The 24,184-nt window shown below is 70.9% G+C and carries 22 protein-coding genes; 13 read left to right on the top strand and 9 right to left on the bottom strand.

What is annotated here, in order from left to right; translation table 11 throughout:
* Positions 1-373: 373 nt before the first annotated feature.
* Positions 374-1,279 (bottom strand): SDR family NAD(P)-dependent oxidoreductase, encoded by a 906-nt coding sequence (locus tag AB0J97_RS29100; protein WP_364094131.1) that lies wholly within the window; start codon positions 1,277-1,279, stop codon positions 374-376.
* 472 nt (positions 1,280-1,751) lie between these two features.
* On the opposite strand from AB0J97_RS29100, the gene AB0J97_RS29095 reads away from it, so the two are divergent.
* From AB0J97_RS29095 to AB0J97_RS29085, 3 genes are all read left to right on the top strand, one after another.
* Entirely contained in the window at positions 1,752-2,063 is a 312-nt protein-coding gene (locus AB0J97_RS29095; protein ID WP_357694357.1) for a hypothetical protein, read from the top strand.
* Positions 2,064-3,180: 1,117 nt separating this feature from the next.
* A complete protein-coding gene (locus AB0J97_RS29090) occupies positions 3,181-3,657 on the top strand; it encodes a GntR family transcriptional regulator (protein ID WP_364094127.1) in 477 nt (158 codons plus the stop codon).
* Between the two features lie 42 nt (positions 3,658-3,699).
* The gene (locus tag AB0J97_RS29085; RefSeq protein WP_364094124.1) at positions 3,700-3,978 is read left to right on the top strand and encodes a GntR family transcriptional regulator; all 279 of its coding nucleotides are present in this window, start codon (positions 3,700-3,702) and stop codon (positions 3,976-3,978) included.
* A 487-nt stretch (positions 3,979-4,465) separates the two neighbouring features.
* Here the strand turns inward: AB0J97_RS29085 and AB0J97_RS29080 are convergent, their stop codons facing one another.
* The 3 genes from AB0J97_RS29080 to AB0J97_RS29070 form a co-directional block, all read right to left on the bottom strand.
* Positions 4,466-4,864, bottom strand: coding sequence for an ASCH domain-containing protein (locus tag AB0J97_RS29080; RefSeq protein WP_364094121.1), 399 nt, complete (start codon positions 4,862-4,864; stop codon positions 4,466-4,468).
* Positions 4,865-4,873: 9 nt separating this feature from the next.
* Positions 4,874-5,896: a hypothetical protein gene (locus tag AB0J97_RS29075; RefSeq protein WP_364094119.1), complete on the bottom strand. Its 1,023-nt coding sequence runs from the start codon at positions 5,894-5,896 to the stop codon at positions 4,874-4,876.
* 94 nt (positions 5,897-5,990) lie between these two features.
* The gene (locus AB0J97_RS29070) at positions 5,991-6,833 is read right to left on the bottom strand and encodes a DMT family transporter (RefSeq protein ID WP_364094297.1); all 843 of its coding nucleotides are present in this window, start codon (positions 6,831-6,833) and stop codon (positions 5,991-5,993) included.
* A 457-nt stretch (positions 6,834-7,290) separates the two neighbouring features.
* On the opposite strand from AB0J97_RS29070, the gene AB0J97_RS29065 reads away from it, so the two are divergent.
* The 10 genes from AB0J97_RS29065 (at position 7,291) to AB0J97_RS29020 (ending at position 16,987) form a co-directional block, all read left to right on the top strand.
* Positions 7,291-8,694 (top strand): PLP-dependent aminotransferase family protein, encoded by a 1,404-nt coding sequence (locus AB0J97_RS29065; protein ID WP_364094116.1) that lies wholly within the window; start codon positions 7,291-7,293, stop codon positions 8,692-8,694.
* A gap of 79 nt (positions 8,695-8,773) precedes the next feature.
* Positions 8,774-8,983 (top strand): CGNR zinc finger domain-containing protein, encoded by a 210-nt coding sequence (locus AB0J97_RS29060; RefSeq protein ID WP_357694369.1) that lies wholly within the window; start codon positions 8,774-8,776, stop codon positions 8,981-8,983.
* A gap of 164 nt (positions 8,984-9,147) precedes the next feature.
* The gene (locus AB0J97_RS29055; protein ID WP_357694371.1) at positions 9,148-9,636 is read left to right on the top strand and encodes a GNAT family N-acetyltransferase; all 489 of its coding nucleotides are present in this window, start codon (positions 9,148-9,150) and stop codon (positions 9,634-9,636) included.
* A gap of 12 nt (positions 9,637-9,648) precedes the next feature.
* A complete protein-coding gene (locus AB0J97_RS29050; protein WP_357694373.1) occupies positions 9,649-10,524 on the top strand; it encodes a 1,4-dihydroxy-2-naphthoate polyprenyltransferase in 876 nt (291 codons plus the stop codon).
* A gap of 107 nt (positions 10,525-10,631) precedes the next feature.
* Positions 10,632-11,981, top strand: a complete 1,350-nt coding sequence (locus AB0J97_RS29045; protein ID WP_357694375.1) for a cytosine permease — start codon at positions 10,632-10,634, stop codon at positions 11,979-11,981.
* Positions 11,978-13,717, top strand: a complete 1,740-nt coding sequence (locus tag AB0J97_RS29040) for an adenine deaminase C-terminal domain-containing protein (RefSeq protein WP_364094110.1) — start codon at positions 11,978-11,980, stop codon at positions 13,715-13,717. Before AB0J97_RS29045 ends, AB0J97_RS29040 begins: the two co-directional genes overlap by 4 nt.
* A 2-nt stretch (positions 13,718-13,719) precedes the next feature.
* Complete coding sequence (locus AB0J97_RS29035; protein WP_364094107.1) at positions 13,720-14,718, top strand: adenosine deaminase; 999 nt, start codon at positions 13,720-13,722, stop codon at positions 14,716-14,718.
* A gap of 92 nt (positions 14,719-14,810) precedes the next feature.
* A complete protein-coding gene (locus AB0J97_RS29030) occupies positions 14,811-15,536 on the top strand; it encodes a GAF and ANTAR domain-containing protein (protein WP_364094104.1) in 726 nt (241 codons plus the stop codon).
* Between the two features lie 7 nt (positions 15,537-15,543).
* Positions 15,544-16,362: an alpha/beta hydrolase gene (locus AB0J97_RS29025; RefSeq protein ID WP_364094102.1), complete on the top strand. Its 819-nt coding sequence runs from the start codon at positions 15,544-15,546 to the stop codon at positions 16,360-16,362.
* 49 nt (positions 16,363-16,411) lie between these two features.
* A complete protein-coding gene (locus AB0J97_RS29020) occupies positions 16,412-16,987 on the top strand; it encodes an XRE family transcriptional regulator (RefSeq protein ID WP_357694385.1) in 576 nt (191 codons plus the stop codon).
* On the opposite strand, the gene AB0J97_RS29015 is transcribed toward AB0J97_RS29020, so the two are convergent.
* From AB0J97_RS29015 to AB0J97_RS28995, 5 genes are read right to left on the bottom strand one after another with little or no spacing between them, the layout of a single operon-like run.
* Positions 16,984-18,732: an ABC transporter ATP-binding protein gene (locus AB0J97_RS29015; RefSeq protein ID WP_364094293.1), complete on the bottom strand. Its 1,749-nt coding sequence runs from the start codon at positions 18,730-18,732 to the stop codon at positions 16,984-16,986. The genes AB0J97_RS29020 and AB0J97_RS29015 overlap by 4 nt on opposite strands.
* Before the next feature lie 2 nt (positions 18,733-18,734).
* On the bottom strand, positions 18,735-19,577 hold the full coding sequence (locus tag AB0J97_RS29010; RefSeq protein ID WP_357694387.1) for an ABC transporter permease: 843 nt from the start codon (positions 19,575-19,577) through the stop codon (positions 18,735-18,737).
* The gene (locus AB0J97_RS29005) at positions 19,574-20,527 is read right to left on the bottom strand and encodes an ABC transporter permease (protein ID WP_364094097.1); all 954 of its coding nucleotides are present in this window, start codon (positions 20,525-20,527) and stop codon (positions 19,574-19,576) included. Before AB0J97_RS29005 ends, AB0J97_RS29010 begins: the two co-directional genes overlap by 4 nt.
* A complete protein-coding gene (locus AB0J97_RS29000) occupies positions 20,527-22,449 on the bottom strand; it encodes a S9 family peptidase (RefSeq protein ID WP_364094094.1) in 1,923 nt (640 codons plus the stop codon). The genes AB0J97_RS29005 and AB0J97_RS29000 overlap by 1 nt, the downstream gene beginning before the upstream one ends.
* On the bottom strand, positions 22,449-24,080 hold the full coding sequence (locus AB0J97_RS28995; protein ID WP_364094091.1) for an ABC transporter substrate-binding protein: 1,632 nt from the start codon (positions 24,078-24,080) through the stop codon (positions 22,449-22,451). The genes AB0J97_RS29000 and AB0J97_RS28995 overlap by 1 nt, the downstream gene beginning before the upstream one ends.
* Positions 24,081-24,184 lie beyond the last annotated feature (104 nt).

Below are 24,184 nucleotides of genomic sequence, written 5' to 3'. Positions count from 1 at the left end.
CATGGCATGGAACCGTGTGGTGATGGAACTGGATGTGGGGTGTCAGAGCTCTGGGAGCGGGCCGACCCGAGACCGGCCCACACTTGGATGGCACCGCGGACGAGTGGTTGACAGGGGCGTGTTTGTTTTCGGTTCTCCCGCGATCCTTCGACTGTGAGTGGTGTTGGTGCTCGGCTGCGCAGGAGCACCAACAGTGCCTCTGGAGGCGGTGGGGGCCGGGATCTCCCTGCCCTCGTCGAGGTGACTTCTCCAGGGCATCAACCCCACGCGTGGCCATCTGGCCATTGGGGGCTGGGCGAACTGATGCGGTACAGGTCAGCTCGGCTGAAGGTTGCAAGAGGGCTGAACGCCTACAACCCCCGCTGGGCGCGGGCTACGCAATCGAGGACGAAGGGCAAATGGAGGCCCTTCTGTCTCTGGTGTCGATTCGGGTCAATGGAGAGGGGTCAGCCTGTTCGCGCTGGAGGAGGTACTGCCGAGGTATGGCTTTCGGGTGGAAGTCGCCGCTTCTGCCACACCCGGGCTTGCATTGGAACGTTTCTCGGTGGTGTTCGTTGCGGGTCACTCTCCCCGGGGGCGACGGGTTCAGGACCAGGCGATCTCGCCGGTTCGGTCGACGAAGCGTCCGGAGCGTGCGCCGGGCGTTTCTCTGGCCAGGGCGACGATCGCGTCCGTGCCTTCGGCGACGGTTGGGGGCCGCTGTTGCCGTTGAGGTCTGTGACGGTGTAGCCGGGATCGGCGGCGTTGATGCGGATGTGGGCAGGGCCTTGGCGTACTGAGTGGTCATCGTGAGCGCCGCCTTTGAGGCGGTGTAGGGCGGCGCGATCGCCGATGATTCGGGCCGGGACGGGTCACGGGTGTGGGCGAGCGAGCCCATGCCGCTGCTGACGTTGATGATGACCGGGTCGGGTGATCGGCGTAGCCGCGGCAGGAAGGCGGTGGTTGTTCGGACCACGCCGGCGAGGTTGGCGTCGAAGACGTTCATGGCGTCGGTGCCGGACAAGGTGGCGGGGCGCCGGAAGGACCGTGGATGCCGGCGTTGTTGATCAGAGTGTCGATTCGTCCCTCGTGGGCGGCGACATCGGCGGCCGCTGCGGCAACTGACGCGTCGTCGGGTCACGTCGATGCGGACAAGGCGCGCGCCGAGTGCGGTGGCGGCCTGCGTGCCTCGCTCGGGATGTCGTGCGCCGAGCAGCACGGTGTGACCGAGTTCGATGAGACGGCGGGCGGTCTCGTGACCGAGCCCCTTGTTGGCTCCGGTGACGAAGGTGATCGTCATGTGGCCATGTTCGGGCGGGTTGTGGCGGGAGGCCAGGGACCAATCAGCGGTAGGAGCAGGTCGTCTGGGTGACGCCGGGGCGTTCTACTGCTTTCGGGATTGCGTTCAATCAGCCGGACGGCTGGGAATGGTCTGGTTCCAGCCATTCGGCACGCCTGCGTTGCGGTGGCGTCAGGCAGGCCTGAATTAGAGACGCAATTTCGTGAGTGTCTGCGAGTGGGTGAGTGATCCCGGCTAACACATATGCACGATCTGCCTCTTATCGAGGTGGTCTTTTTTCCTCCGACATGCCGGGCAGATGAGAACGTCCTGGAACAAGCTCGAGCTGTCGGGAGAAGAAAACCACTCCAGAGGTGCTTGCCGGCGATCGCGTCGGGCGCGGACGGCTTGTCAATATGTGCTCGCACAAAGTGAGCTCGGCGCCAGTGCGGGGCCGAGCTTCCCGTCATCCACTGGTAAGGGGTAGGGGTACGTGAACGTTGAGGTGGAGATCCTCGATCTACAACTCCGTCTGCAGGCGTTGGAGACTCGTTCGTGCTCGGGGAGCCACGACGCGGTGTTGGCCGGGTTGGCTGCTGCGAGGGCTGAGATCGTCGATGTTCGCTCGGGGGTCAGTCAGGACTTCGAGATCCTCAACTTCGAGATCGCACGTCTCCGGAAGCGGTTCGACGAGGGCTGCAGCGCCAGCCTGTTGGAGACGATGACGATGCTGGAGGGCCTTCGGTTCCAGCTGAACGATCTAGGGCTCAGACTTGATCGCCTGTTGGCGAAGGATGACGCGTAGCGCGGATTTGAGCCCCCGACTCAAGTCGGGGGCTCGCCTTGCCGGGGTTGTCGCGGATTGCTTGACTGCTCGAACGGGATGGCGCTGAGCAATGGGCGTCGATTTCAGGTCCGGCTTGAGCAGCTCGGCGAGACGCTGGTTGCCTTGAGGAATGGTGACGGCCATCCCGTGTTCCTTCTAGGGCCTTGTCCGAGAACGAAGGAGCCTACGTGATGGCCGCGAAGAACAGTGTGTCGTGTCCAAGGTGGCATGCAAAGCCATTCTGGAACTGTGGCTCCTACTTCTGTCATCTCGGGTTGGCTGGAGAGAATATCGGTGCTTGCGCGTTAATCAGGAAAGTCCGACTTGGGCGAAGGCTCGGATGGCGAAATCAGGGTACGCCCCCGGAGAATGGGTGCTTTTCACAGGGCCGGCGCATGTGGGGCACGCCCATGGCATGTGAGTGTGTGAGTCGATCTTCGCGTGATTTTGTATCCGTGGAGGGTGTGTCGCCGAGGATGGGGCTTTGGCCAGCATGTCCAGTTCATGTAGCGGCGAGGTTCAACCCACTCGTCGCTCTGCTCGGCCAGTTCGCGGCCCGGTCGGGAGATATGCCGAGTACGTCGGTGCGGCGGCGGATCGCCGGGTCAGACTCGTACGCCTCTCCTGCGGAGGCAACCCGCACGTGTGCGCGGAGCGAGGTCTGGGGTGGGTAGGCCGGGTTCTACGGGGTCGACGGCCAGCAGGATTGCCCAGAGCAGAGAGGTCCTGGTTACGGAGCTTCGGAGGCTCTCGTCCACGTAGACGCCCTTGCGGGTGCGCCGGGTTCGGCGGATGAAGCACTGGCCTCCGATTTGGCAGAGCTCATAGGACGTGGGCCGGCAGGCGCAGGTGTAGGCCTGGACCCGTACGTGTTCGCCGGTTGGGCGCATGGGATACCAGCGGATGCGGGTGAGTTCGGGGTGGGGGTGGGGGTCAGGGGGGTGGGTGCCGAAGCAGTGTTCGTCGTTCGCAGGGAGTTCGGCCATGGTTGGAGCATACGTCTGGTTGTATCCGCTCGCCTGTACAGAAAGACGACTCTGTCTGATCAGACAGGAGGATATGGGCGGGCTCGTACGGGTTCGTCTATCTTGCCGGTGTGCTGGACTACGACGGCGACACCCACATCTACGTGCAGATCGCGGAGATCCTTCGGCGGCGGGTCGAGGGGCTTGCGTCCGGGCATCCCGTGCCGAGCGAGGCCGACATTCAGACCGAGTTCGGGGTCGCTCGGACGACGGCTCGTCGGGCCATCCACGTGTTGCGCGAGGAAGGGCTCATCTACACGGTTCAGGGCGAGGGGACGTTCGTCGGCGTACCTGACGAAGCTCCGCGTAAGCAGCGGAAAGAGCCGCTCTATCGGCAGATCGCGTCGGATGTGGCTGACCAGATCAAGGCGGGGCAGTTCCAGCCCAAGCGGCCGATTCCAGGTGAGACGGCGTTGGTGCAGCAGTATGACGTGGCACGGGAGACAGTACGGCGGGCCATGGCGTTGTTGCGGGAGCAGGGGTGGATCTACACCGTGCCGCAGCGCGGGAGTTACGTGTCGCCCGAAGAGTCGTGGCCCCAGGTCTGAGGTTCACTCATCTGCTTGTATCCAGACGTCTAAGGTTTGAGCATGCTCGACCGAGACGGGCCTGTGCCGATCTACGTGCAGATCGCAGAGATGATCCAGGGTCAGATTCTGCGAGGTGAACTGCGGGCCGGCGAGGCGGTGATGAGCGAGCTCGCCATGGAGGCCGAGTTCGATGTGGCGCGGTCAACTGTCAGGAACGTGGTGCGGGAACTGCGTAGGCGGCAGCTCGTGCACACGGTGAAGGGGAAGGGGACGTTCGTCGGGGGCGGTGGCGATGGTTCGGAGAGCAGCGGGGGTGGGGACGCAGGCGGGGATGTGTGAGAGCCAGGTTGGGCCGGGTGTCGCCGGCGGTGCCGTAACGGGAGTGACGGCACCCCTGAAATGACGCGCCCAGCAACGACAGCAGCGTGGAAACGACCGCAACCCAAGAGTGCGGAGCTGAGGCCGAAGCAGGGAACAAAACCAGGGAGCGAACGCGGGGACGGGCGAGAACCGGGTTGAGGCGGCTATCGCCAGCGGGCCGACATGGGTGACGGCAGCTCTGGAGTGATGCGCTCAGCAGTGACAGCAGTGTGGGAACGACCGCAACCCGAGCGTGCAGGGCTTGGGCCACAGCGGAGAACAAACGCGGGGACGGGCTAGAGCCAGGTTGAGGCGGCTGCCGCCAGCGGTGCCGTAACGGGAGTGACGGCACCCCTGGGATGACGCGCTCAGCAGTGACAGCAGTGCGGGAATGACCGCGACCCAGGAGTGCGGGGCTGGGGAGCGGAAGCGGGGAGGGAGTTGGGGTGAGAGTTGGGTGAGGGGGTTAGGAGGGCAGGAGGCGGTAGTGGAGGCAGACGATTGTGGAGGTGGCGTTCACCTCGTGGCCCAAGGAGGACCAGTAGCGGTGGTGGACGTCTCGCCAGTGCTGGATCGAGGTGAATCCTTCGCCTTCCGCCTCGGCGAACTCCCACGGCACCTCGGCGAAGGGCACCAGCGCCACTGAGGTGATCTCGATGGTGGCGGCCTTCTCGCCGGCGTCGTTCACCAGGATCAGGTGTTCGCCCACGTGTTCGACCTCCTCGCCTTCCGCCTCGTAGTCGAGGGGCAGCAGGCCGGCGGTGGCGGTCTTCGCGCCCGAGAGGGTCAGATCGGTCAGCAGGGTACGCACTTCACCGGGCGTGCCGAGGGCGAGGACTCTGAGTCCGTCGATGCGGGGCCACATATGCGCATCCTAGAAGACGGGGATGATCTCCTCCGGGTCGATGAAGTTCACCTCGACGCCTTCCAGGTCCAGCTCGGGAATGGCGGGGAAGGCGATGCCCCACCGTTCGACGATCGCGCGGACCTTCGCCATGGCCACGCGCCAGTTCTCCTTCTGCTCCTCGTACGAGAGCACGCCCAGGCCCGCCTCCCTCGCGTGGTCCATGAGGACGCGGTGATTGTCGAGGAAGTACGGCGGCAGTTCCCAGAAACCTTCCGGAGGCTCCCAGAGAATCATGGAGAGGAAGACGAAACCGGCTCGGAGCTGGCGGGTGATGAGGCCGCGGGTCTCGTCGGTCAGGCCCGGCCATTCGTTCTCCAGAATGGTCATGCAGATTTGCAGATGGCGGGACTCGTCGAGGCCGATGCGGTGGAACATCTCGCCGAACACCGGATGCCGGGTGCCCGTGGCCATGCCCCTGAACAGCGTGGACGCGGCCATCTCGCCCATCATGAAACTGGTGAACAGGACCGGGAGCGAGTATCTCCCGACGGCGCTGGTGTAGCCGTTCCAGTAGCGGCCGCCGTTGTGGTAGAGCCACCCGATGTTGTTGTGTGCGGCCCTTTCGAGATCGTCTTCGGGGGTCCAGCTGAGCGGGCCGCCGGGCCACAGCCGGGCGATGGTGCGCTGGCAGCACTCCTCGTGGTTCATCTCGTCGCGGGTGATGGAGAAGAAGCACTTCCTGACCGGGTCTTCCTCGTGTTTCTCGAAAGCCTGGATGGTGGCGCGGGCGAAGACGGCCGGGCCCGAGGCGTCGAAATTGGCGAGGACGGCGAACCAGTACATGATGCCCAGGCGCTGTTCGCGGGTGAAGTCCTCTGGTTTCAGGCCGTCCCACGGGAGGTCGGCCGGGTTCCAGAGTTTGCGCTTGGACTTCTCGTAGATGGCCGCGAGTTTCTCCGTCTCCACGCGCCATTCCATCGGGTAGATGTTGGGCTGCGGGATCTCCGGCGCGGGCCAGAAGCCGCCCTCCGGGATCGTGAGGTCCGCCATGGTTGTGACACCTCCTCTCCCATCCTGCGTGGGGGCGTCACGCCATGCAAGCATCGCCGCGACCCGGCGCGTACGTCGTCCTGCCAGGTCCGTCCTACGCGCGGGTGCGTTGCGTGACGGCGACACAGGCCAGGACGGCGAGCGCGGCGGCCACGGTGGCCGGGCCGAAACGTTCGCCCATCAGGACCCAGGCCCAGACGAGGGTCAGCAGCGGCTGGGCCAGCTGGGTCTGGCCGGCTCTGGCGATGCCGCCCCTGGCGAGGCCGGCGTACCAGGGGATGAAGCCGAGGAACATCGAGATCAGGGCCACGTACGCGAAGCCGGCGAGGGCGGGGGCGGTCGGCGCGACGGGGGTGGTGACGACCAGGATCGCGCTGATCACGGCGGTCACGGGGAGGGAGAGGACGAGGGCGTGGCTGATCACCTGCCAGCCGGGGGTCGTCCTGGTCAGGCGGCCGCCTTCGGTGTAGCCGAGCGCGGCTGACAGGAGGGCGCCGACCAGGAGCAGGTCGGGCCAGGCGGCGCCGTCCTGGCCCCGGGTGAGGGTGAACGCGAGGATCGCGGCGGCGCCGGCGGCGCAGGCGGCCCAGAACAGGGGGCGGGGGCGTTCGCCTGCCCGTACGACGGCGCAGGCGGCGGTGGCGGCGGGGAGCAGGGCGATGACCACGGCGGCGTGGGAGGTGCTGGCGCCCAGGTCGAGGGCGAGGCCGCTGAAGACCGGGAAGCCGAAGACGACGCCCAGGGAGATCACGGCGTACGCGGGCCAGTGAGGGCGGGGCGGGAGGAGGGGGATGCGGGCGGCTTTCAGGCAGATCAGCGCGATGACGCCGGCCACGGCGGCGCGGCCGATGGCGACCAGCCAGGGGTCGAAGCCGCGCATCGCGTAGACGGTGCCGGGGAAGCTGCCGGAGAAGGCCAGGACGCCCAGGAAGGCCAGGATCGTCCCTTGGCGGGCGCGCGTGACGGGCCCGCTGGTGGTCCCTGTGGAGGCGCGGTGTGGGTCATCGGGGCCGTTCGACGTACCGGTCCCCTGGGAGGTGGTGGCAAGAGATGCGGGCGCGTTGCCTCTGAGGGTGCCGCCGGATGCGGCGACGGTCCCCGCGAGGGTGGTGGGAGGGTGCGTGCGCGAACTGCCGGTCCCTCTGACGGTGTCGCGAGACGAGGCGCTGGTCCCGTCGGGAGGGCGGGGAGTGGGCGCGGGCGCGCCGGCGGCCCTTTCGGAGGTGGCGGGCCGAGATGCGGCGCTGATCCTCCCAGGGGTCGTAGGAGGGGGCGCGGGCGCGCTGGCGGTGCCCTTGGAGGGGGTGGTGCCGTGAGGTGCGGTGATGGTCTCTTCGGGGGTGGGGGGTGGGAGTGCTACTGCGGGGTGGGCGATAGCGCTATCCTTGTCTTTCATGTCCAACGATAGCAGTATTGCTCAGATTGCTGCGATACTGCGCGAAGAGGCTGCCCGGCTGGGGCCTGGTGCGCGGCTTCCGTCCAGCCGGGAGATCATGCGGCGGCACAACGTCAGCCCCGTGACGGTCTCGCGCGCCATCGGCCAGCTCGCCGCCGAAGGGCGGGTGGTGTCGCGTCCGGGCAGTGGCGCGTTCGTGGCGCCACGCCAGGCCGTCCGCGGGCAGGATCCCGTGGACCTGTCCTGGCAGACGGTCGCCCTCGGCGACCGGGTCGTGGACGACGGGCCGGTGGCGGCGCTGCTCGCCCAGCCGCCCGAGGAGGTCGTGCCGCTGACCGGCGGCTACCTGAACCCTGAGCTGAGACCGGACAGGCAGCTCGCGGCGGCGGCCGCGCGGGCGGCACGCCGTCCGGACGTGTGGGCCGTGCCGCCGCTCAACGGCCTGCACGAGCTGCGCGGCTGGTTCGCCCGGCAGGCCGGGGGTGACGTGACGGCGGCGGACGCGCTGATCGTCAGCGGCGGCCAGGCGGCGCTGACGCACGCGTTGAGGGCGCTGGCGGCCCCCGGCACGCCGGTGCTGGTCGAGACTCCCACCTACCCGGGAGCGCTGGCGGCGGCCAAGGCGGCCGGGCTGCGGGCCACGGCCGTGCCGATGGACCGTGACGGCGTACGGCCGGACCTGCTGGCCGAGGCGTTCGCCGTCACCGGCGCGCGGGTGTTCTTCTGCCAGCCCACCCTGCACAATCCCACGGGCGCGACGTTGCCCCCGGACCGGCGTGCGCAGGTGCTGGAGGTGGCCAGGGCGGCGGGGGCGTTCGTGATCGAGGACGACTACGCCCGCTACCTGACCCCCGCCGCTCCCCCGTCGCTGGCCTCCATGGACGCGCACGGCACCGTCGTCAACGTGGGCTCGCTGACCAAGATCCTTTCCCCCAGCCTGAGGGTGGCGGCGGTCGTGGCCCGTGGGCCGGCCGCGCACCGGCTGCGGGCCGCCCAGCTGGTCGAGTCGTTCTTCGTGGCGCGGCTGTTGCAGGAGACGGCGCTGGAGTTCGTGGGCTCGTCGGCCTGGGGCAGGCATCTGGGCGCCGTCCATGCCGAGATCGCCGCCAGGCGGGACGCGCTCGCGGCGGCGCTGGCGGCCCACGTCCCGGGGGCGGAGGTGCATCTGATGCCGATCGGCGGTCTGCACCTGTGGCTGCGGCTGCCTCCGGAGGTGGACGAGAACGCGCTGGTCGAGGCGGCCAGGCGGCACGGGACGTTGGTGAGCCCGGGGCGCATGTACTACCCGTCGGAGCCGCCGGGCCCGCGGATCAGGGTGACGCACATGGCCGCCGCCAACCTGCAGGGCCTGACCGAGGGGGTGCGAAGACTCGGACGGGCGCTGGACTCGCAGGTCCAGTGATTGGACACTCGATGCAGTGCGGGGCCGGGGGCGGGCGGGCCGATGACCGCGCCACGCCGGTCGGGCCGAGGCCGTCGCGGTGGTCGACGTCGCTTGGGAGCGGCTCAAGATCTGTGCGGGAGCAGGGCGGGTGGGAACATGTCAGCGGGCGTTCATCGACACGTCCGGGAATCGTTCGCGCTCATGGTGTTCGATGCGGGTATGCGCTGACCGCACCAAGACACGCGCTTACCGGGCGAGGAAGCGGGGTTCGCGTCGTCTCCAAGGCTCAAACACCGATACGGTGTAACTCGTGCCTTGTGGCACGAACGGCAGGCGAAGGAGCGGGCCGAGATGGCAGACGTAGGCGTCCGGGCGGCCCGGCGCGAGGATGTTCTTCAGGTTGCGAATACTCAGATCCGCGCCTGGCGCTACGGATATCGGGAGTTCCTCCCGGAAGGCCCACTCGAGCAGATGACGGGGCCGGCGGCCGAGAAGATGTGGCTGCGCCAGTGGGACGAGGCGATCGTCGCCCCGCCCAGCCCCACGCACCGGGTGCTGGTCGCGGTGGAGACCATCCTCGACACCGAGGGCTTCCCCGCCCTGGGCGCGGGCGGCAGCGCGGCGCTGACGACCCCGCGCGGCGGCGAGCGCGTGGTGGGGCTGGCCTCGCATGCCCCCGCCGAGGATCCCGACCTGGATCCCAGCAGGGTCGCCGAGATGCTGACGCTGCTGGTCGACCCCGACTTCGTCCGCCGCGGCCACGGCAGCCGCCTGCTCAACGCCACCGTCGACTACCTGCGTGAGGACGGCTTCCGCCAGATCGTCACCTGGGTGTTCGCCGACAACTACGCGGTGCTCGGCTTCCTGGAGTCGGCCGGCTGGGGCGAGGACATGGCCGAACGCGTCCTCGACATGGGCCGTCCGATCCGCATGGTCAGGCTCACCACGGATATCAGCTAGAGGTTCGACAGCATGGCTACCCCCGGTCAGTGGATCGCGGGCGCGCGCCCGCGCACCCTTCCCAACGCCGTAGTCCCCGTCATGGTCGGTACGGGCGTGGCGGTCGGCGACGGCGGATTCGTCTGGTGGCGCGCGGTCCTGGCACTGCTCGTGGCGCTGTCCCTGCAGATCGGCGTCAACTACGCCAACGACTACAGCGACGGCATCCGCGGCACCGACGACCAGCGCGTCGGCCCGATGCGGCTCGTGGGCTCGCGGGCGGCGACGCCCCGGCAGGTGCTGACGGCGGCGCTGGGCTGCTTCGCGGTCGCGGCGGTGCTCGGGCTCGTGCTGGTGGTCGTGACGCGGGCGTGGTGGATCCTGCTGGTGGGGGTCGCGTGCATCGCGGCGGCCTGGTTCTACACCGGCGGCAAGCGTCCCTACGGCTACCGCGGGCTCGGTGAGCTGGCCGTCTTCGTGTTCTTCGGCGTGGTCCCGGTCATGGGCACCGCGTACGTGCAGACCGAGCAGCTGAGCTGGACGGCCTTCCTCGCCTCGATCCCGGTGGGCCTGCTGTCGTGCTCGATGCTGGTGGTCAACAACCTGCGCGACGTCCAGACGGACGGCACGTCGGGCAAGCGCACCCTGGCCGTGGTGCTGGGCGCCGAGCGCACCCGGGCGCTGTACGTGTTGTGCCAGGTGGTGCCGTTCGTCGTGGCGCTGGCGATGATCGCGGTCACGCCGTGGGCGGCGCTCGCGGCGCTGGCCGCGCCGCTCGCGGTCACCCCGATCAGGACCGTGCTGGGCAAGGCGGTCGGGCCGGCGCTGATCGCGGTCCTGCAGCAGACGGGCAAGCTCCAGATGGCGTACGGGCTGCTGTTCGCGGTCGGCTTGGCGATCACTTTGTAGCCAGGGCACAACTACCCCCCGGTACGCTCGTATGTCTGGATAAATCACCAGGTCATCCCCCTACGGTTCACTGTGTGCGCACACACCAGCGACCCTCAGGAGGGGCCATGGAACAACGCGGGATCGAACTGGTCTCGGCCGGCGAAAGGTACGGCCGCCCGCGTGACCTGCTTTTCCTCTGGTCCGGGACGACGATGGGCATCTTCACCCTCGTCTACGGCATCACCATCGTGGCGGCGTTCCAGCTCAGCTTCACGCAGGCGGTCATCGCGATCGTCATCGGCAACCTGTTGTCCTTCCCGCTGGTCGGCCTGACCAGCCTGCAGGGCCCGGCCACCGGCACCTCCACCATGGCGGTCTCCAGGGCCGCCTACGGCCCCAAGGGCGCCCGTGCGCTCAGCTTCTTCGGCTGGCTGAACATGGTGGGCTTCGAGGCCGGCGGCATGGTGCTCATCACGTTCGCGGCGCTGTCGCTGCTGGAGCAGGCCGGGGTGAGCGACCAGGGGCTCGGCCTCAAGATCGTGGTCATCCTGGTGGCCGCGGCGATCCAGCTCGTGCTGCCGCTGATCGGGCACGCCGCGGTGATGAAGGCGCAGAAGTACTTCACCTGGGTGTTCGTCGTGCTGTTCGGCCTGATGGCGATCCTGATCGCGCCCAAGGTGCAGCTCGGTGGCGGCGGCGGGTCGGCGGACTTCGCCACGTTCACGATGGCGATCGCGATGATCATGTCGGCGGGCGGGCTGTCATGGGGGCCGCTGGGCGGCGACTACTCCCGCTACCTGCCGGCGAACTCCTCCAAGAAGGCGGTCTTCGGCTACGCGGCCCTCGGCGGGTTCGTCCCGTACGTGCTGCTGATGACGCTCGGGGCGGCCGTGGCGACCGTGGTCAAGGACAACACCGACCCGATCTCGGGGCTGCCGAGCGCGCTGCCGCAGTGGTTCGTGGTGCCGTACCTGCTGCTGGCGATCGTGTCGCTGTTCGCGGTCAACACCACCGACCTGTACTCCTCGGGGCTGAACCTGCAGGCGGCCGGGATCAAGGTCAAGCGCTGGGTGGCGGTCGTGGGCGACCTCGTGCTCTGCGTGATCATCACGTTCGTGGCGGTGACCTCGAACAACTTCAACACCATGCTCAACAACTTCCTCGCGCTGCTGATCATCTGGCTGGCGCCCTGGGCCGGGGTCTACCTCACCGACTGGCTGCGCAGGAGGGGACGCTACGACGCCGAGGCGCTGTTCGACGAGCAGGCGCCCGGCCAGGTCCGGTGGCCGGCGATCATCGCGCAGGTCCTGGGCATGGTGGCGGCGGCCCTGTGGATCAACTCGGCCGTCTTCGTCGGGCCGCTGTCGGAGGCGACCGGCGGCAGCGACTTCAGCATCTTCGCGGGCTTCCTGGTGGCGGGCGCGGCGTACGCGCTGCTCGTGCCCCGGCCCGCCGTACGGACTGTGGAGGCATGATGGACCGCGACCTGCTGGACGTGGCGTACGGGCGGCGGCCCGCGGACACGATCATCACGGGCGGCACGCTCGTCAACGTGCTGACCGGCGAGCTCTATCCGGCCGAGATCGGCATCGTGGGCGGCCGGATCGCCGCCGTCGAGCCGGTGCTGGAGCGCGGCCCGGACACCGAGGTCATCGATGCCCAGGGCGGTTACCTGGTGCCCGGCCTGATCGACGGGCACCTGCACATCGAGTGCAGCAAGCTGTCGGTCACCAGCTTCGCCGACCTGGTGGTGCCGTTCGGCACGACGAGCGTGGTGTCGGGGCTGGACCAGATCCTCGTGGCCGAGGGACTGCCGGGCGTACGGCGTTTCCTGGACGAGTCGGCGGCGACCGGCATGCGAATCTGGTGGGGTGCACCCGCCAAGGCGCCCTACACCGTGCCGGAGTCGACCGTCGGGCACCCGTTCGGCCCGGCTGAGCACAGGATCGCCCACGAATGGCCGGAATGTGTGGGTATCTGGGAGACCGTCCAGGAGATGGTGGAACACTCCGATCCCGCCGTCATGGAGGCCCTCGACCTGGCCCGGGAGCGGCGGCTGCCGGTGTTCGGCTGCGCGCCGCTGTCCGACCCGCGCCGGATCAGCGGGCTGGCGGCCGCCGGGGTGCGGCTGGACCACGAGTCGTACTCGCACGAGGAGATGCTGGAGAAGCTGCGCCGCGGCATGTACGGCATCATCCGCGAGTCGTCCGTCGCCCACTTCCTCGACGAGAACATCAAGGCCGTGGCCCTGGCCGGCTCCCGCAGGCTGGCGTTCTGCACCGACGACGTGCACGCCGCCGACGTGCTGGCGGGCGGGCACATGGACAAGCTCGTCCGGATGGCGATCGCGGCGGGGGTCGACCCGGTGACGGCGATCCAGATGGCCACGGTGAACTGCGCGGAGATGTACCGCATCGACCACCTGGTGGGCAGCCTGTCCCCTGGCCGGTTCGCGGACGTGCTGATCGTGGACTCGCTGGAGGACTTCCGGGTCCGCGAGGTGATCGCCAAGGGCGTGCCCGCCGCCAGGGACGGCCGGATGGTCACGCCGACGCCCGCCCCCGAGCGCGGCCCGGTGCGGCCGTTCCCGATCGAGCCGGTCACCGCCGACGACCTGGTGCTGCGGGCCGAGGGCGACCAGGCGACCGTGCTGACCCTGGGGTTCACCGAGCAGGTCTTCGTCCGCCGGCGGCGTGACGTGACGCTGCCGGTGGCCGACGGCGTCGTGGAGCCGTCCGTGGAGCAGGACGCCCTGCTCGTCACGGTCGTCGAGCGCTACGGCAAGACCGGCAACAAGCCGGTCGCCATGGTCAGCGGCATGGGCCTGCGGGCCGGCGCGATCGCCACCAGCGCCGCCCCCGACGACAACAACATCATCTGCGTGGGCGCCTCCCGCGAGGACATGGCGCTGGCCGTCAACACCGTCGCCGAGCAGGGCGGCGGCCAGGCCGTGGTGGTGGACGGCGAGGTGCGGGCGCTGCTGCCGCTGCCGGTCGGCGGCATCGTCTCCGACCTGCCCGCCGCCGAGATGGCGGTGCTGGAGGAGCGGCTGGACGACCTGGCCCGCGAGCTGGGCTGCACGCTGCCGGCGCCGCTGATGTACCTGTTCTTCCTGTCGATCACCGCGATCCCCGACTACGCCGTCACCGACCTCGGGCTGGTCGACTGCGTACGGCTCGAGGTCGTCGACCCCATCCTCACGGAGGTTTGATCATGAAGGACTTCATCGCCGGGCTGCCCAAGTGCGAGCTGCACCTGCACATCGAGGGCACGCTGGAGCCCGAGCTCAAGTTCGACCTGGCCCGCCGGAACGGTCTCGCGCTGCCCTACGCCTCGGTCGAGGAGATGCGGGCCGCCTACTCCTTCGACGACCTGCCGTCCTTCCTCAAGGTCTACTACGAGGGCATGCAGGTGCTGCGCACCGAGCCCGACTTCTATGATCTGGCCATGGCCTACCTGCGCAAGGCCGCCGAGCAGAACGTGCGCTACGCCGAGATCTTCTTCGACCCGCAGGCGCACACCTCGCGCGGGGTGCCGTTCGACGTGGTGATCCGGGGCCTGCGGCGGGCGCTGATCGACGCCGACCGGCAGCTCGGGGTGCGGGCCCAGCTCATCATGTGCTTCCTGCGCGACTTCCAGGCCGAGTACGCGATGGCGACCCTGCTGGAGTCGCTGCCGTACAAGGAGTGGATCGTCGGCATCGGCCTGGACTCCGACGAGAAGGGCAACCCGCCGGCCAAGTTCGCCGCCGTGTACGAGCGGGCCCGGCAGGAGGGCTACCTGCTGACCATGCACTGCGACGTCGACCAGGACAACTCGATCGAGCACATCCGCCAGGCGATCGAGGAGATCGGCGTCGACCGCGTCGACCACGGCGTCAACATCCTGGAGGACCAGCGGCTGGTCGACCTGGTGCTGGCCCGCGGCATCGGCCTGACCTGCTGCCCGATCTCCAACGGGTACGTCACCGACTCCATGAAGTCCGAGGGCATCCGCAAGCTCATGGAGCTCGGCGTGCGGGTGACGGTCAACTCCGACGACCCGGCGTACTTCGACGGGTACGTGAGTGAGAACCTGGTGGCGTTGCAGGGCGAGCTGCAGCTGACCCGGGAGGAGCTGGCCCAGCTGGAGCGCAACGCGTTCGAGATCACCTGGCTGCCGCGCCACCTGAAGGACGCCTACCTGGCCGAGATCGACGGCTACCTCGCCTGACAAAATCCCCCGGCGGGGCGGGCTTAGAACCCCGCTGGAGGGGCAGGCTGTCTGGTCGCAGGCGTGAGCCGCAGCCAAGCGCGAGGGATTTGTTGAACAGGACCGCTGTTCCGGCCGGAGTCGACGAGTTCGAACGGGCGCTGGCACGGAGTGTCGTCGTCGCCGCCCGCGCGATGCCCGACTCTCCGCTGGTCAGCGTGACGTTGTGCACCGAGCGTGGCATCCGCTCGGCGGCGTGCGCGCATGCCCGCGCCAGGGTGCTCGACGGCCTGCAGTCGTCGGCCGGGCGGGGGCCGAGCTTCGACGCGATCGAGACCGGCCGTCCGGTCACGGCGGCCGGTCTCGCGGCCGACGAGACCCGCTGGGGAGCCTTCTGCCCGGTGCCGCACGGGGTCCGCAGCCTGCACGCCGAGCCGCTGATCTCCCAGGGACGGCTGCTGGGCACGCTGAACCTCTACTCGGCCGGCGTAAACGGCTTCGCCGCCCGCACGCACGCGGCGGCCGAGGTGGGCGCCGCGCTGGTCGGCGTGCTGTTCGACGTGGCGATCGACGCGGCCCGCACGCGGGAGGTGGCGGCGCAGCTCAAGGAGGCACTCGGCACGCGCCCGGTCATCGACCAGGCCCTCGGGATCGTCATGGCGCAGCGCCGCTGCACCGCGCACCAGGCGTTCGAGATCCTGCGCAACGTCTCCCAGGACCGCAACCTCAAGGTGCACCACGTCGCGGCGACGATCGTGCGGTCGGTGAGCGGCGGCCCGCCGCAGCGGCCCCGGTTCGACGATCCGCCGCCTCCCGGCGACCAGGGACACCCGGCATAATCACCGCATGCCCTCCTTTCTCGCGCACGACGGGACCGAGCTGGCCTACCACGTACACGGGACGGGCGAGCCGCTGGTGTGCCTGCCTGGCGGCCCGGGCCGCGCCTCCCGCTACCTCGGCGACCTCGGCGGCCTGCCCCGGCGGCTGATTCTGCTGGACGGCCGGGGCACCGGCGACTCGGCGATCCCGGCCGACCCCGGGACGTACCGGTGGGACCGGCTGGCCGAGGACGTCGAGGCGCTGCGGGAGCATCTGGGACTGGCCCGGATGGACCTGCTGGCCCACTCGGCGGGCGCGAACGTGGCCGTCCGGTACGCCGGGCTGCATCCGGCCCGCGTGAGATCCCTGTGCCTGGTCACGCCCTCGTCGGTCGCCGTGGGCCTCCCGCCGACGGAGGAGGACTGGCAGGCCGGTCTGGACCTGCGCCAGGACGAGCCGTGGCACCCCGCCGCCCTGGCCGCCTTCCTGGCCGACGAGGGCGTGGAACGCCACCGCTTCTTCTACGGCCCCTGGACCGAGCAGACGGCCTCGCACGCGGCCGGTGCCGAGGAGGAGTGCGCCGAGGCCGCGGCGGACGGCTTCTACGCGCCGTCCCCGGTGACGCCCGAGGAGGTCAGGGCCGGGCTGGACACGCTGGACGCGCCGGCGCTGCTGCTGACCGGCGACCTGGACGCCCACCCCTGCCGCCTGTCCGCGCCGGCCTTCGCCGCCCTGTTCCGCGACGCCACCCCGGTGACGCTGCCCGGCGCCGGGCACTTCCCATGGGTGGACGACCCGGCCGCGTTCGTCTCCGCGGTGTCCGGCTTCCTGGACAAGGTGGCCTGACGCGCAGGGCATGATGGGGGTGGACGCCGGGACAGGAAGGACTCACCACGTGCGGCAGGAACTCGCGTTGACCAACGGGCAGGCCGCCGGGGTGCGCGGCGCGCTGGCCGGCAACCTGCGCGGCACACGGCTGGCCCGCGGGTTCAGCGTCCGCGAGCTGGCCGAGCTGACCGGGGTGAGCAAGGCGCTGATCTCGCAGATCGAGCGCGGGGTGGCCAATCCGACGATCGAGGTGCTGACGCGGCTGGCGGCGGCGCTGGAGCTGACGTTCGCCGAGCTGACCCGCACCCACCTGCCCGAGCCCGAGGTGCTGCGCAGGGGCGAGGGCATGCCGGTCACCGTGGGCGACACGACCGTGCGCAGCCTGTTCGCCACGGCCGACCGGCGGCGGTTCGAGCTGGCCGAGGGCGATCTGCCGCCGCTGACGCGCAGCGCCAGGAGCGCCCACGGGCACGGGTCCGTGGAGCACGCCTACGTGGTGTCCGGCGAGGTGACGGTCGAGAGCGACACGTGGTCGGTGCGGCTGGCCGAGGGTGACGCCGTCCGGTTCGGGGCCGAGGTCGACCACGTCTACGCCACCGGCGAGCGCGGCTGCCGGGTGCTCACGCTGATCTCCTACGACTAGCCGGGCCAGCGGCTGCTTCCGTCGGGCACGCTGGCCAGCAGTTCGCGGGTGTAGGGGTGCGCGGGGGCGTCCAGCACCCGGTCCACGTCGCCGGTCTCGACGCACTCGCCGGCCCGCAGCACGTACAGGCGGTCGGCGAGCTGGCGGACGACGGCCAGGTCGTGGGTGATGAACAGCAGGCCCATGCCCAGGCGTTCCCTGAGCCCGGCGAGCAGGGTGAGCACCTGCGCCTGCACGGAGACGTCCAGGGCGGAGACGGGCTCGTCGCAGACCAGCAGGCGGGGCTCGCCGGCCACGGCGCGGGCGATGGCCACGCGCTGCCGCTCGCCGCCCGACAGGCCGGCCGGGCGCTTGCGGGCGAGTGCGGGGTCGAGGCCCACCAGGCGCAGCAGCGCGCCGACGTCCGTGGGGCGTCCCTCGGCGGCGAGGGCCTCCTTGAGCGTCGCCCCGACGGTACGCGCCGGGTTGAGCGTCGAGTACGGGTCCTGGAAGATCATCTGCGTGGTCCGGCGGGCCTGGCGCACGGCCTGGCGGGACATGCGGGCGTGGTCGGAGCAGTCGAGCCCGTCGAGGGTGATGACGCCCGCGTCGGGGCGTTCCAGGCCGGTGACGCAGCGGGCCAGCGTGGTCTTGCCCGACCCAGACTCGCCGACGACGGCCACGACCTCGCCCGGCGCCACGGTCAGGTCCACGCCCGCCAGGGCCGGACGCGACCCGCCCGCGTAGGTCTTGCGCAGGCCCGCGACCTCCAGCAGGGGCTTGGCGGCGGTGCGCGGCGGCGACGGCACGCCCTGCGGGGGCGGCGGCGCGGCGGGCAGCGCGGCGGCCCGTACGCAGGCCGACAGGCGCGCCTGCCCGCCCGGCACGGCGACCAGGCCGGGCACGCCCGTCCGGCACTCCTCCACCGCGTACGCGCACCGGTCGGCGAACCCGCAACGCCCGGCGACCGCGTCGTGGGCCGGCACCGAGCCCGGCACGGACGGGATGACCGGCAGCCGCCGGTCGGCGGGCGGCTCGGCGGCCAGCAGCGCCCGCGTGTACGGATGCCGCTGCTCCTGCCGCAGCTCGGCGGCCCGCCCGACCTCCATGACCCGGCCCGCGTACATGACCACGACCCGGTCGCACATCGAGAAGGCCAGGCGCAGGTCGTGGGTGATGAGCAGGAACGTCATGTCCCGTTCGCGCTGGATGCGGCGGATGAGGGCGAGGACCTCCCGCTGCGTGGTGGCGTCGAGGGCGGTGGTCGGCTCGTCGGCCAGCAGGATGCGCGGCGCGGCGGCCAGCGCGCAGGCCAGGCCCACCCGCTGCCGCATGCCGCCCGAGAGCTGGAACGGGTACCGTCCGGCCACCTCGCCGGGCAGCCCCACCTCGGCCAGCAGCCTCGGCACCTCGGTCTTAGGGTCGGCGCCCTCGGGCAGGCCGTCGGCGATCTGCTTCCCGGCCCGGCGCAGCGGGTTGAGCAGCGTGAACGGGTCCTGCATGAGCAGCGAGACCGTGCCGCCGCGCTGCCGTCGCCTGGCCTTGGAGTCGTCGTCGACCCGCCGCCCGTCGATCTCGACCAGGCCGGTGGACTCCAGGCCGGCGGGCAGCAGCCCGAGCAGCGCCCGCACGGTCAGCGACTTGCCCGAGCCGGACTCGCCCACGATCGCCACCGACTCACCGGCCGCGACCTCGAAGGACACCTGCGACAGCAGCGTACGGCCGGTGTCCGGCTGCCGTACGGTCAGGTCCGCGACCCGCAGCATGGTCACCGCGCCCTCCGCTCGAAGCGTTCGTGCAGCCAGTCGCCCACCAGGTTGAGCGCCGCTGCGGTGACGATCACCGCCAGGCCGGGCGCGATGACCGCCCACGGGTTGGCCAGGAGCTGGGTGCGGTTGTCGGCCAGCGTGCGCCCCCAGTCGGGCGAGCCGGCGGGCACGCCCAGCCCGAGGAACGACAACGACGACAGCGACACCAGGGCGAAGGCGAAGTTCAGGAAGGCCGAGGCCAGGCTGACGGGCACGATGTTCGGCCAGATGTGCCGGGTCATGATCCGCCAGGACGACAGGTTCTTGAGCAGCGCCGCCTCGACGTAGGGCCGGTGCCGCTGCTCCAGGACCGCGCCGCGCACCACCCGCGTGTCGGTGGGCGCGAACAGCACGACCAGCACGGCGACGGCCAGGCCGTAGCCGCCGCCGAGCACGCCCGCCACGACGATGGCGACCAGCAGCGCGGGCAGCGAGAACATCAGGTCGGCCCAGCGCATGACCAGGGTGTCCGTCCAGCCGCCGAAGTAGCCGGCGGCCAGGCCGAGCAGGTTGCCGATCAGCATGGATCCGGCCGCCACGGCGAACGCCCCCGGCACGGCGGTGCGCGCGCCCGCGACCAGCAGGCTCAGCACGTCGCGGCCGAGGTCGTCGGTGCCGAGCGGGTGGCCGGGGCCCGGCATGGAGATGCCGGTCATCAGGTCCTGGGCGGTGGCGCCGGGGACCAGCCAGGGGGCGAACGCGGCGGCGGCCACGACGAGCACGAGCACGGCCAGGGCCAGCGGCACCGCGAGCGGGAACCGGGGGACGAGGGCCCGCCTCCGCGTGCGGCCCGGCGCGGTCATGACGCACCCCCGCCGAGCCGTACGCGGGGGTCGGCCACCGAGTAGGCGACGTCCACCAGCAGGTTGACGGCGGCGATCAGCAAGGTGAGCAGCAGCGCGAGCGCCTGCACCACCGGCACGTCCTTGAACGTGACCGAGTCGACCAGCAGCGACCCCAGCCCCGGCAGCGCGAACGTGACCTCCACCAGCACGGTCCCGGCGAGCATGCCGGTGACGACGAGCCCGGCCGCGGTCAGGACGGGCACCAGCGAGTTGCGCATGGCGTAGCCGAGCACGACGGGCGCGCTCAGGCCGCGGGCGCGGGCGAAGACCACGTAGTCCTGGTCGAGCTCGCGCACGAGCGCGGCCCTGCTGAAGCGGAGCAACATCCCGGCCGCCCCCGCCGCGAGCGCGACGGCGGGCAGCGTCAGGTGCCACAGCTCGCTCGCGAACCCCTCCCCCGTGCCGTAGACGGGGAACCAGCCGAGCCCCAGCGCGAACACCACGAGCAGCAGCAGGCCGACCGCGAACGGCGGCGCGCTCAGCCCCACCACTCCGGCGGTCACCACCAGGCGGTCGCTGGCCCGGCCCTTGCGCAGCGCGCCCAGCACGCCCAGCGGCAGGCCGATCAGCGCGGCCAGGAGCGTGCCGTAGCCGGTCAGGACGAGCGTGCGCGGCAGGCGTTCGCCGAGCATGTCGGCGACGGGCTGCCCGGTCCTGATGGAGGTGCCGAGGTCGCCGCCGAGCACGCCGCCGAGCCAGCGCAGGTACTGGACGGCGACGGGGTCGTCGAGGTGGTAGCGGGCGCGCAGGGCGGCGATCGTCTCGGCGGTGGCCGGACGGGTGCCGAGCAGGGTCTGCTGGATGTCGCCCGGGGCCAGGTAGAGCAGGCCGAACACGCCCGCCGACAGCAGCAGCACGACGGCGGCGGTGCCCGCGGACCTGCGCAGCAGGAACCCGGCCCAGCCCATCACAACACCCCGCCCCCGGTCAGCCAGCCGATCACGCGCTGTGCCGCGTCCCTGCGGTGGGCGGGCTCGACCAGCTCGTGACCCTCCCGAGGGTAGAGGACCAGTTGAGTGCTCACGCCCGCCGCCGACCAGGCACGATAGAGCTGTTCCGCCTGTCCCGGAGGGGTGGTGCGGTCGCGCTCGCCGTGCAGGATCAGGGTCGGGGTGGCGGCCTTGGCGGCGTGGTGGACGGGTGAGCGGGCGGCCAGGCGCTCGCGTCCCTCGGCGGTGGCCGGGTCGGCCCCGGCGTGGTAGAGCGGGTCGAAGCCGCCCGCGAGGTTGCTGGCGGTCGAGAAGCTCAGCCAGTCACTCACGCCGGACATGACGACGGCGGCGCGGAAACGGTCCGTGCGGGTGACGGCCCAGGCGGTCAGGTAGCCGCCGTAGCTCAGGCCCATGATCGCGACGCGGTCCGGGTCGGCGACGCCGGTGGCGACCAGGTGGTCCACGCCGGCCAGCACGTCGTCGAGGTCCGCCTCGCCGGCCTGGCCGATGACCGCGCGGGCGTAGTCCTGGCCGCGGCCGCTGCTGCCCCTCGGGTTCGGCAGCAGGACGGCGGCGCCGGCGTGCGCGAGCGGCACGGCCAGCTGGTTGGACTCGGCGGGGGCGAACGAGCTGGACCACAACCAGGTGGGCCCGCCGTGCACCATGACGACCAACGGCCTGGGCCCGGCTCCGTGCTCAGGGGTGGTGTCTCCGTGCTCAGGGGTGGTGAGGAGCAGGCCGCTGACCGGGAGGCCGTCGCGGCCCGTCCAGGTGGTCTCCTCCTGGTGGACCGCCAGTTCGGCCAGCCCGGCGTTGAGCGCGGTGACCGGACGCCACTCGCCCTCCCCGAGGACGGCCACGGCGACCTCGGGGGGCAGCTCAGGGCTCTCCCAGCAGGCCGCGGCCACGATGCCGGCGCGGTCCACGGACAACGAGGGCTGGCCGTCGCGGCCGCCCAGCGTCCCGCGGGCCGTCCAGCGGCTCAGCACGCGGCCGTCGGCGGCGTCGAGCACCCCGCCGTGGACGCCGGTGCCCGACCAGCCGGTGAACCAGAGCGTCTGGTCGTCCAGCCAGCCGAGGTCGGTGACGTCGTCCAGCTCGCCCAGGTACGCCACCTCCCCCGTGACCAGGTCGGCGCGCAGGACGCGGCCCGAGACGATCGACAGCCCCTCGACCACCACGGCCGTCCGCCCGCCCGGGGCCAGCCGGGGCCGGCTGAGCTGCCAGGACGTGCGGTGCAACGTCCGCACCTCGCCGTCCTCGACCAGGTCGAGCCGGGGCCGGTAGTAGCCGGCGGGGGTCTCGTCCTCCGAGGTCACCGCGAGGGCGCGGCGGTCGCGCCAGTCGGCGTCCCACACGGTCAGGCCGGGCAGCACGATCTCGTGCGGACGGTCGTCGCCGAGCTCGAACCAGGCCAGGCGGCGCAGCCGTCCGCCCGGCGTGAGCACGAACGGGTCGGACTCGTCGGGCACGCGCAGGCCCAGGTGGCTGCCGTCGCGGTCGCTGCCGGGGTCGGCCAGCCGGACCAGGACGGTGCCGTCCTCGCCGGGGATCAGGTCCTCGATCTCGCCGTCCACGCGGGCCCGCCAGCCCTCGACGGCCAGCTCCGACGGGGACGGCGTGCGCAGCAACCGTCCGTCGGGGAGCCACCGGACCGGGCCCTGGCAGTCGCCCACGGCCTCCAGGACGCCGTCGAGCGTGACGACGTGCGCGACGCCGTCGATCACGCAGGCGACGCGGTCGCCGTCGGGGTGCAGCGACACCGACTCGGGATACCGCACCCCGGCCAGCGCCTGGTGCACGTCGAGGGGGTCGGTCGTTCGGGACGCAGCCTGCCGGGCGTCGAGGGGGTCGGTCGGCCGGGGCGCGGCCGGGCGCGCGTCGGTGGGGTCGGTCATCAGCGTGCGGCCACCTTCGTCGCCCACGGGCCGACGAAGAAGTAGGGGCCGAAGCCCTCGGCGGCGACCGCCTTGCCGAACGCGGTGGCCGCCTCACCCCACCACAACGGCTGGTACGGCACGTCCGCCGCCGCCCTGACCAGCGCCTGGCCGAGCAGTTTGCCCCGGGCGGCGTCGTCGGTGCCCGCCTTGGCCTGGTCCAGCAGGCCGGTCACCTCGGCGTTGTCGTACTCGGCGATGTTGGTGCCGTTCTCGCCGACGGCGCCGCCGTGCAGGAGCTGCTGGATGTACTCGGCGGGGTCGCCGGTGGTGGCGAAGTACCAGCCGAGGTAGATCCCGGAGGCGTGCTTGCCGAGGTCGGCGATCCACTGTTCGAGCGGCACCTCCTTGACCTCCAGCGTGATGCCGATGGTCTTGAGGTTCTCGGCCAGGGTGAGCGCCGCCCGGCCGAGCTGCGGGCCGCTGCTGGGGTACGTGAGCGTGTCGGCGAACCCCTGCGGCGTGGCCGACTTCGCCAGCTCGGCCTTGGCCTGGGCCAGGTCGAAGCCGTACTGGGGGATGGACGCGTACAGGGCGGTGACCGCGGCCTCGTCCAGCACGCCGCCCCACTGGGCCGGGTCCGGGACGGCGGTGGCGACCTTGCCGTGGCCGCGCAGCACGCTCTTGACGATGCCCTCCCGGTCCACGGCGTGGGCGACGGCCCGGCGCACGTGGACGTCGTCCCAGGGCTTCTTGGCCGTGTTGAAGGCCAGCGTGACCAGCGAACGGTCGCCCGCGGTCAGCACCTGGGCGCCGGGCACCGCCTTCCACTGGTCGATCTGCTCGGCGGGGACGTTGAGCGCGACGTCCACGTTGTCGCCGCGCATGGCCAGCAGCCGGGTGGACTCCTCGGGGATGAAGTCGATCCTGATCTGCCGGAAGGCGGGCTTGCCACCCCGGTAGGAGTCGTTGCGCTCCAGCGTGACGTGCGAGTCGGGGGCGAACTCGGCCACCTTGTACGGCCCCGTCCCCAGCAGCTTGCCCTCCGGCGTGCCGATGCGCTCGCCGGTGGCCTGGATGAACTTCTCGCTGGTCACCAGCAGCGTGCCGGGCGTGGGCACCCACGCGAACGCCGCGTCGGGGCTCTTGAGCTTGATCGTCACCTCGGCGTCGCCGGTCGCCTCGATCGAGTCCACGTTGGCGTAGGCGTAGGCGAAGGCGGTGGTCGAGCCCTTCTTCGCGTGCAGGTTCAGGCTGGCGACCACGTCGGCGGCGGTCAGCGGGCTGCCGTCGGAGAAGGTCACGCCGCCGCGCAGCTTGTAGACGTAGGTGGTGGCGTCCTTCCTGGCCCAGGACTCGGCCAGGGACGGCTGGAGGCTGCCGTCCGGGCCGACGCCGACCAGGGACTCCTGCACCAGCAGGGCGACGACGTAGTTCATGATGCCCGCCTCCTTGGCCGCGTCCAGCGAGCCGATGGAGGAGGGCAGGGCGACCCGCAGCACGTCGAGGCTCTTCTTGGCGCCCGTGCCCGTGCCTGTGCCGGCGGGCTCGGACGAACCACAGGCCGACAACAGGCCGGGCAGCACGGCGAGCGCCCCCGCGAAGGCGGCGGACCGCAGGACAGAACGCCGGGAAATAGGCAGATCGGTCACCGGGGGACCCTACTTTCACACGACCGGTTAACCCGCCTAGCTGCAGTGTCTACCGGTAAACTCCAGTTGGCACATGAGAGTATTCGGCGCTCGCGCCACCCGTC

This window comes from Nonomuraea sp. NPDC049607, from assembly GCF_040675375.1.
Lineage (GTDB): Bacteria > Actinomycetota > Actinomycetes > Streptosporangiales > Streptosporangiaceae > Nonomuraea.
Note: the sequence above shows the minus strand (reverse complement) of the source record. Positions and strands in the feature narration are given on the sequence as shown.

Bases quoted from the DNA above. Each gene is read 5' to 3' on its own strand.
- AB0J97_RS29085 (WP_364094124.1), top strand. From the start codon at position 3,700: ATGCTCGACCGAGACGGGCCTGTGCCGATCTACGTGCAGATCGCAGAG.
- AB0J97_RS29045 (WP_357694375.1), top strand. From the start codon at position 10,632: ATGGAACAACGCGGGATCGAACTGGTCTCGGCCGGCGAAAGGTACGGC.
- AB0J97_RS29035 (WP_364094107.1), top strand. From the start codon at position 13,720: ATGAAGGACTTCATCGCCGGGCTGCCCAAGTGCGAGCTGCACCTGCAC.
- AB0J97_RS29005 (WP_364094097.1), bottom strand. From the start codon at position 20,527: ATGGGCTGGGCCGGGTTCCTGCTGCGCAGGTCCGCGGGCACCGCCGCC.
- AB0J97_RS29010 (WP_357694387.1), bottom strand. From the start codon at position 19,577: ATGACCGCGCCGGGCCGCACGCGGAGGCGGGCCCTCGTCCCCCGGTTC.
- AB0J97_RS29075 (WP_364094119.1), bottom strand. From the start codon at position 5,896: ATGGCGGACCTCACGATCCCGGAGGGCGGCTTCTGGCCCGCGCCGGAG.
- AB0J97_RS29025 (WP_364094102.1), top strand. From the start codon at position 15,544: ATGCCCTCCTTTCTCGCGCACGACGGGACCGAGCTGGCCTACCACGTA.
- AB0J97_RS29050 (WP_357694373.1), top strand. From the start codon at position 9,649: ATGGCTACCCCCGGTCAGTGGATCGCGGGCGCGCGCCCGCGCACCCTT.
- AB0J97_RS29040 (WP_364094110.1), top strand. From the start codon at position 11,978: ATGATGGACCGCGACCTGCTGGACGTGGCGTACGGGCGGCGGCCCGCG.
- AB0J97_RS29015 (WP_364094293.1), bottom strand. From the start codon at position 18,732: ATGCTGCGGGTCGCGGACCTGACCGTACGGCAGCCGGACACCGGCCGT.
- AB0J97_RS29055 (WP_357694371.1), top strand. From the start codon at position 9,148: ATGACGGGGCCGGCGGCCGAGAAGATGTGGCTGCGCCAGTGGGACGAG.
- AB0J97_RS29100 (WP_364094131.1), bottom strand. From the start codon at position 1,279: ATGACGATCACCTTCGTCACCGGAGCCAACAAGGGGCTCGGTCACGAG.
- AB0J97_RS29000 (WP_364094094.1), bottom strand. From the start codon at position 22,449: ATGACCGACCCCACCGACGCGCGCCCGGCCGCGCCCCGGCCGACCGAC.
- AB0J97_RS29080 (WP_364094121.1), bottom strand. From the start codon at position 4,864: ATGTGGCCCCGCATCGACGGACTCAGAGTCCTCGCCCTCGGCACGCCC.
- AB0J97_RS29065 (WP_364094116.1), top strand. From the start codon at position 7,291: ATGTCCAACGATAGCAGTATTGCTCAGATTGCTGCGATACTGCGCGAA.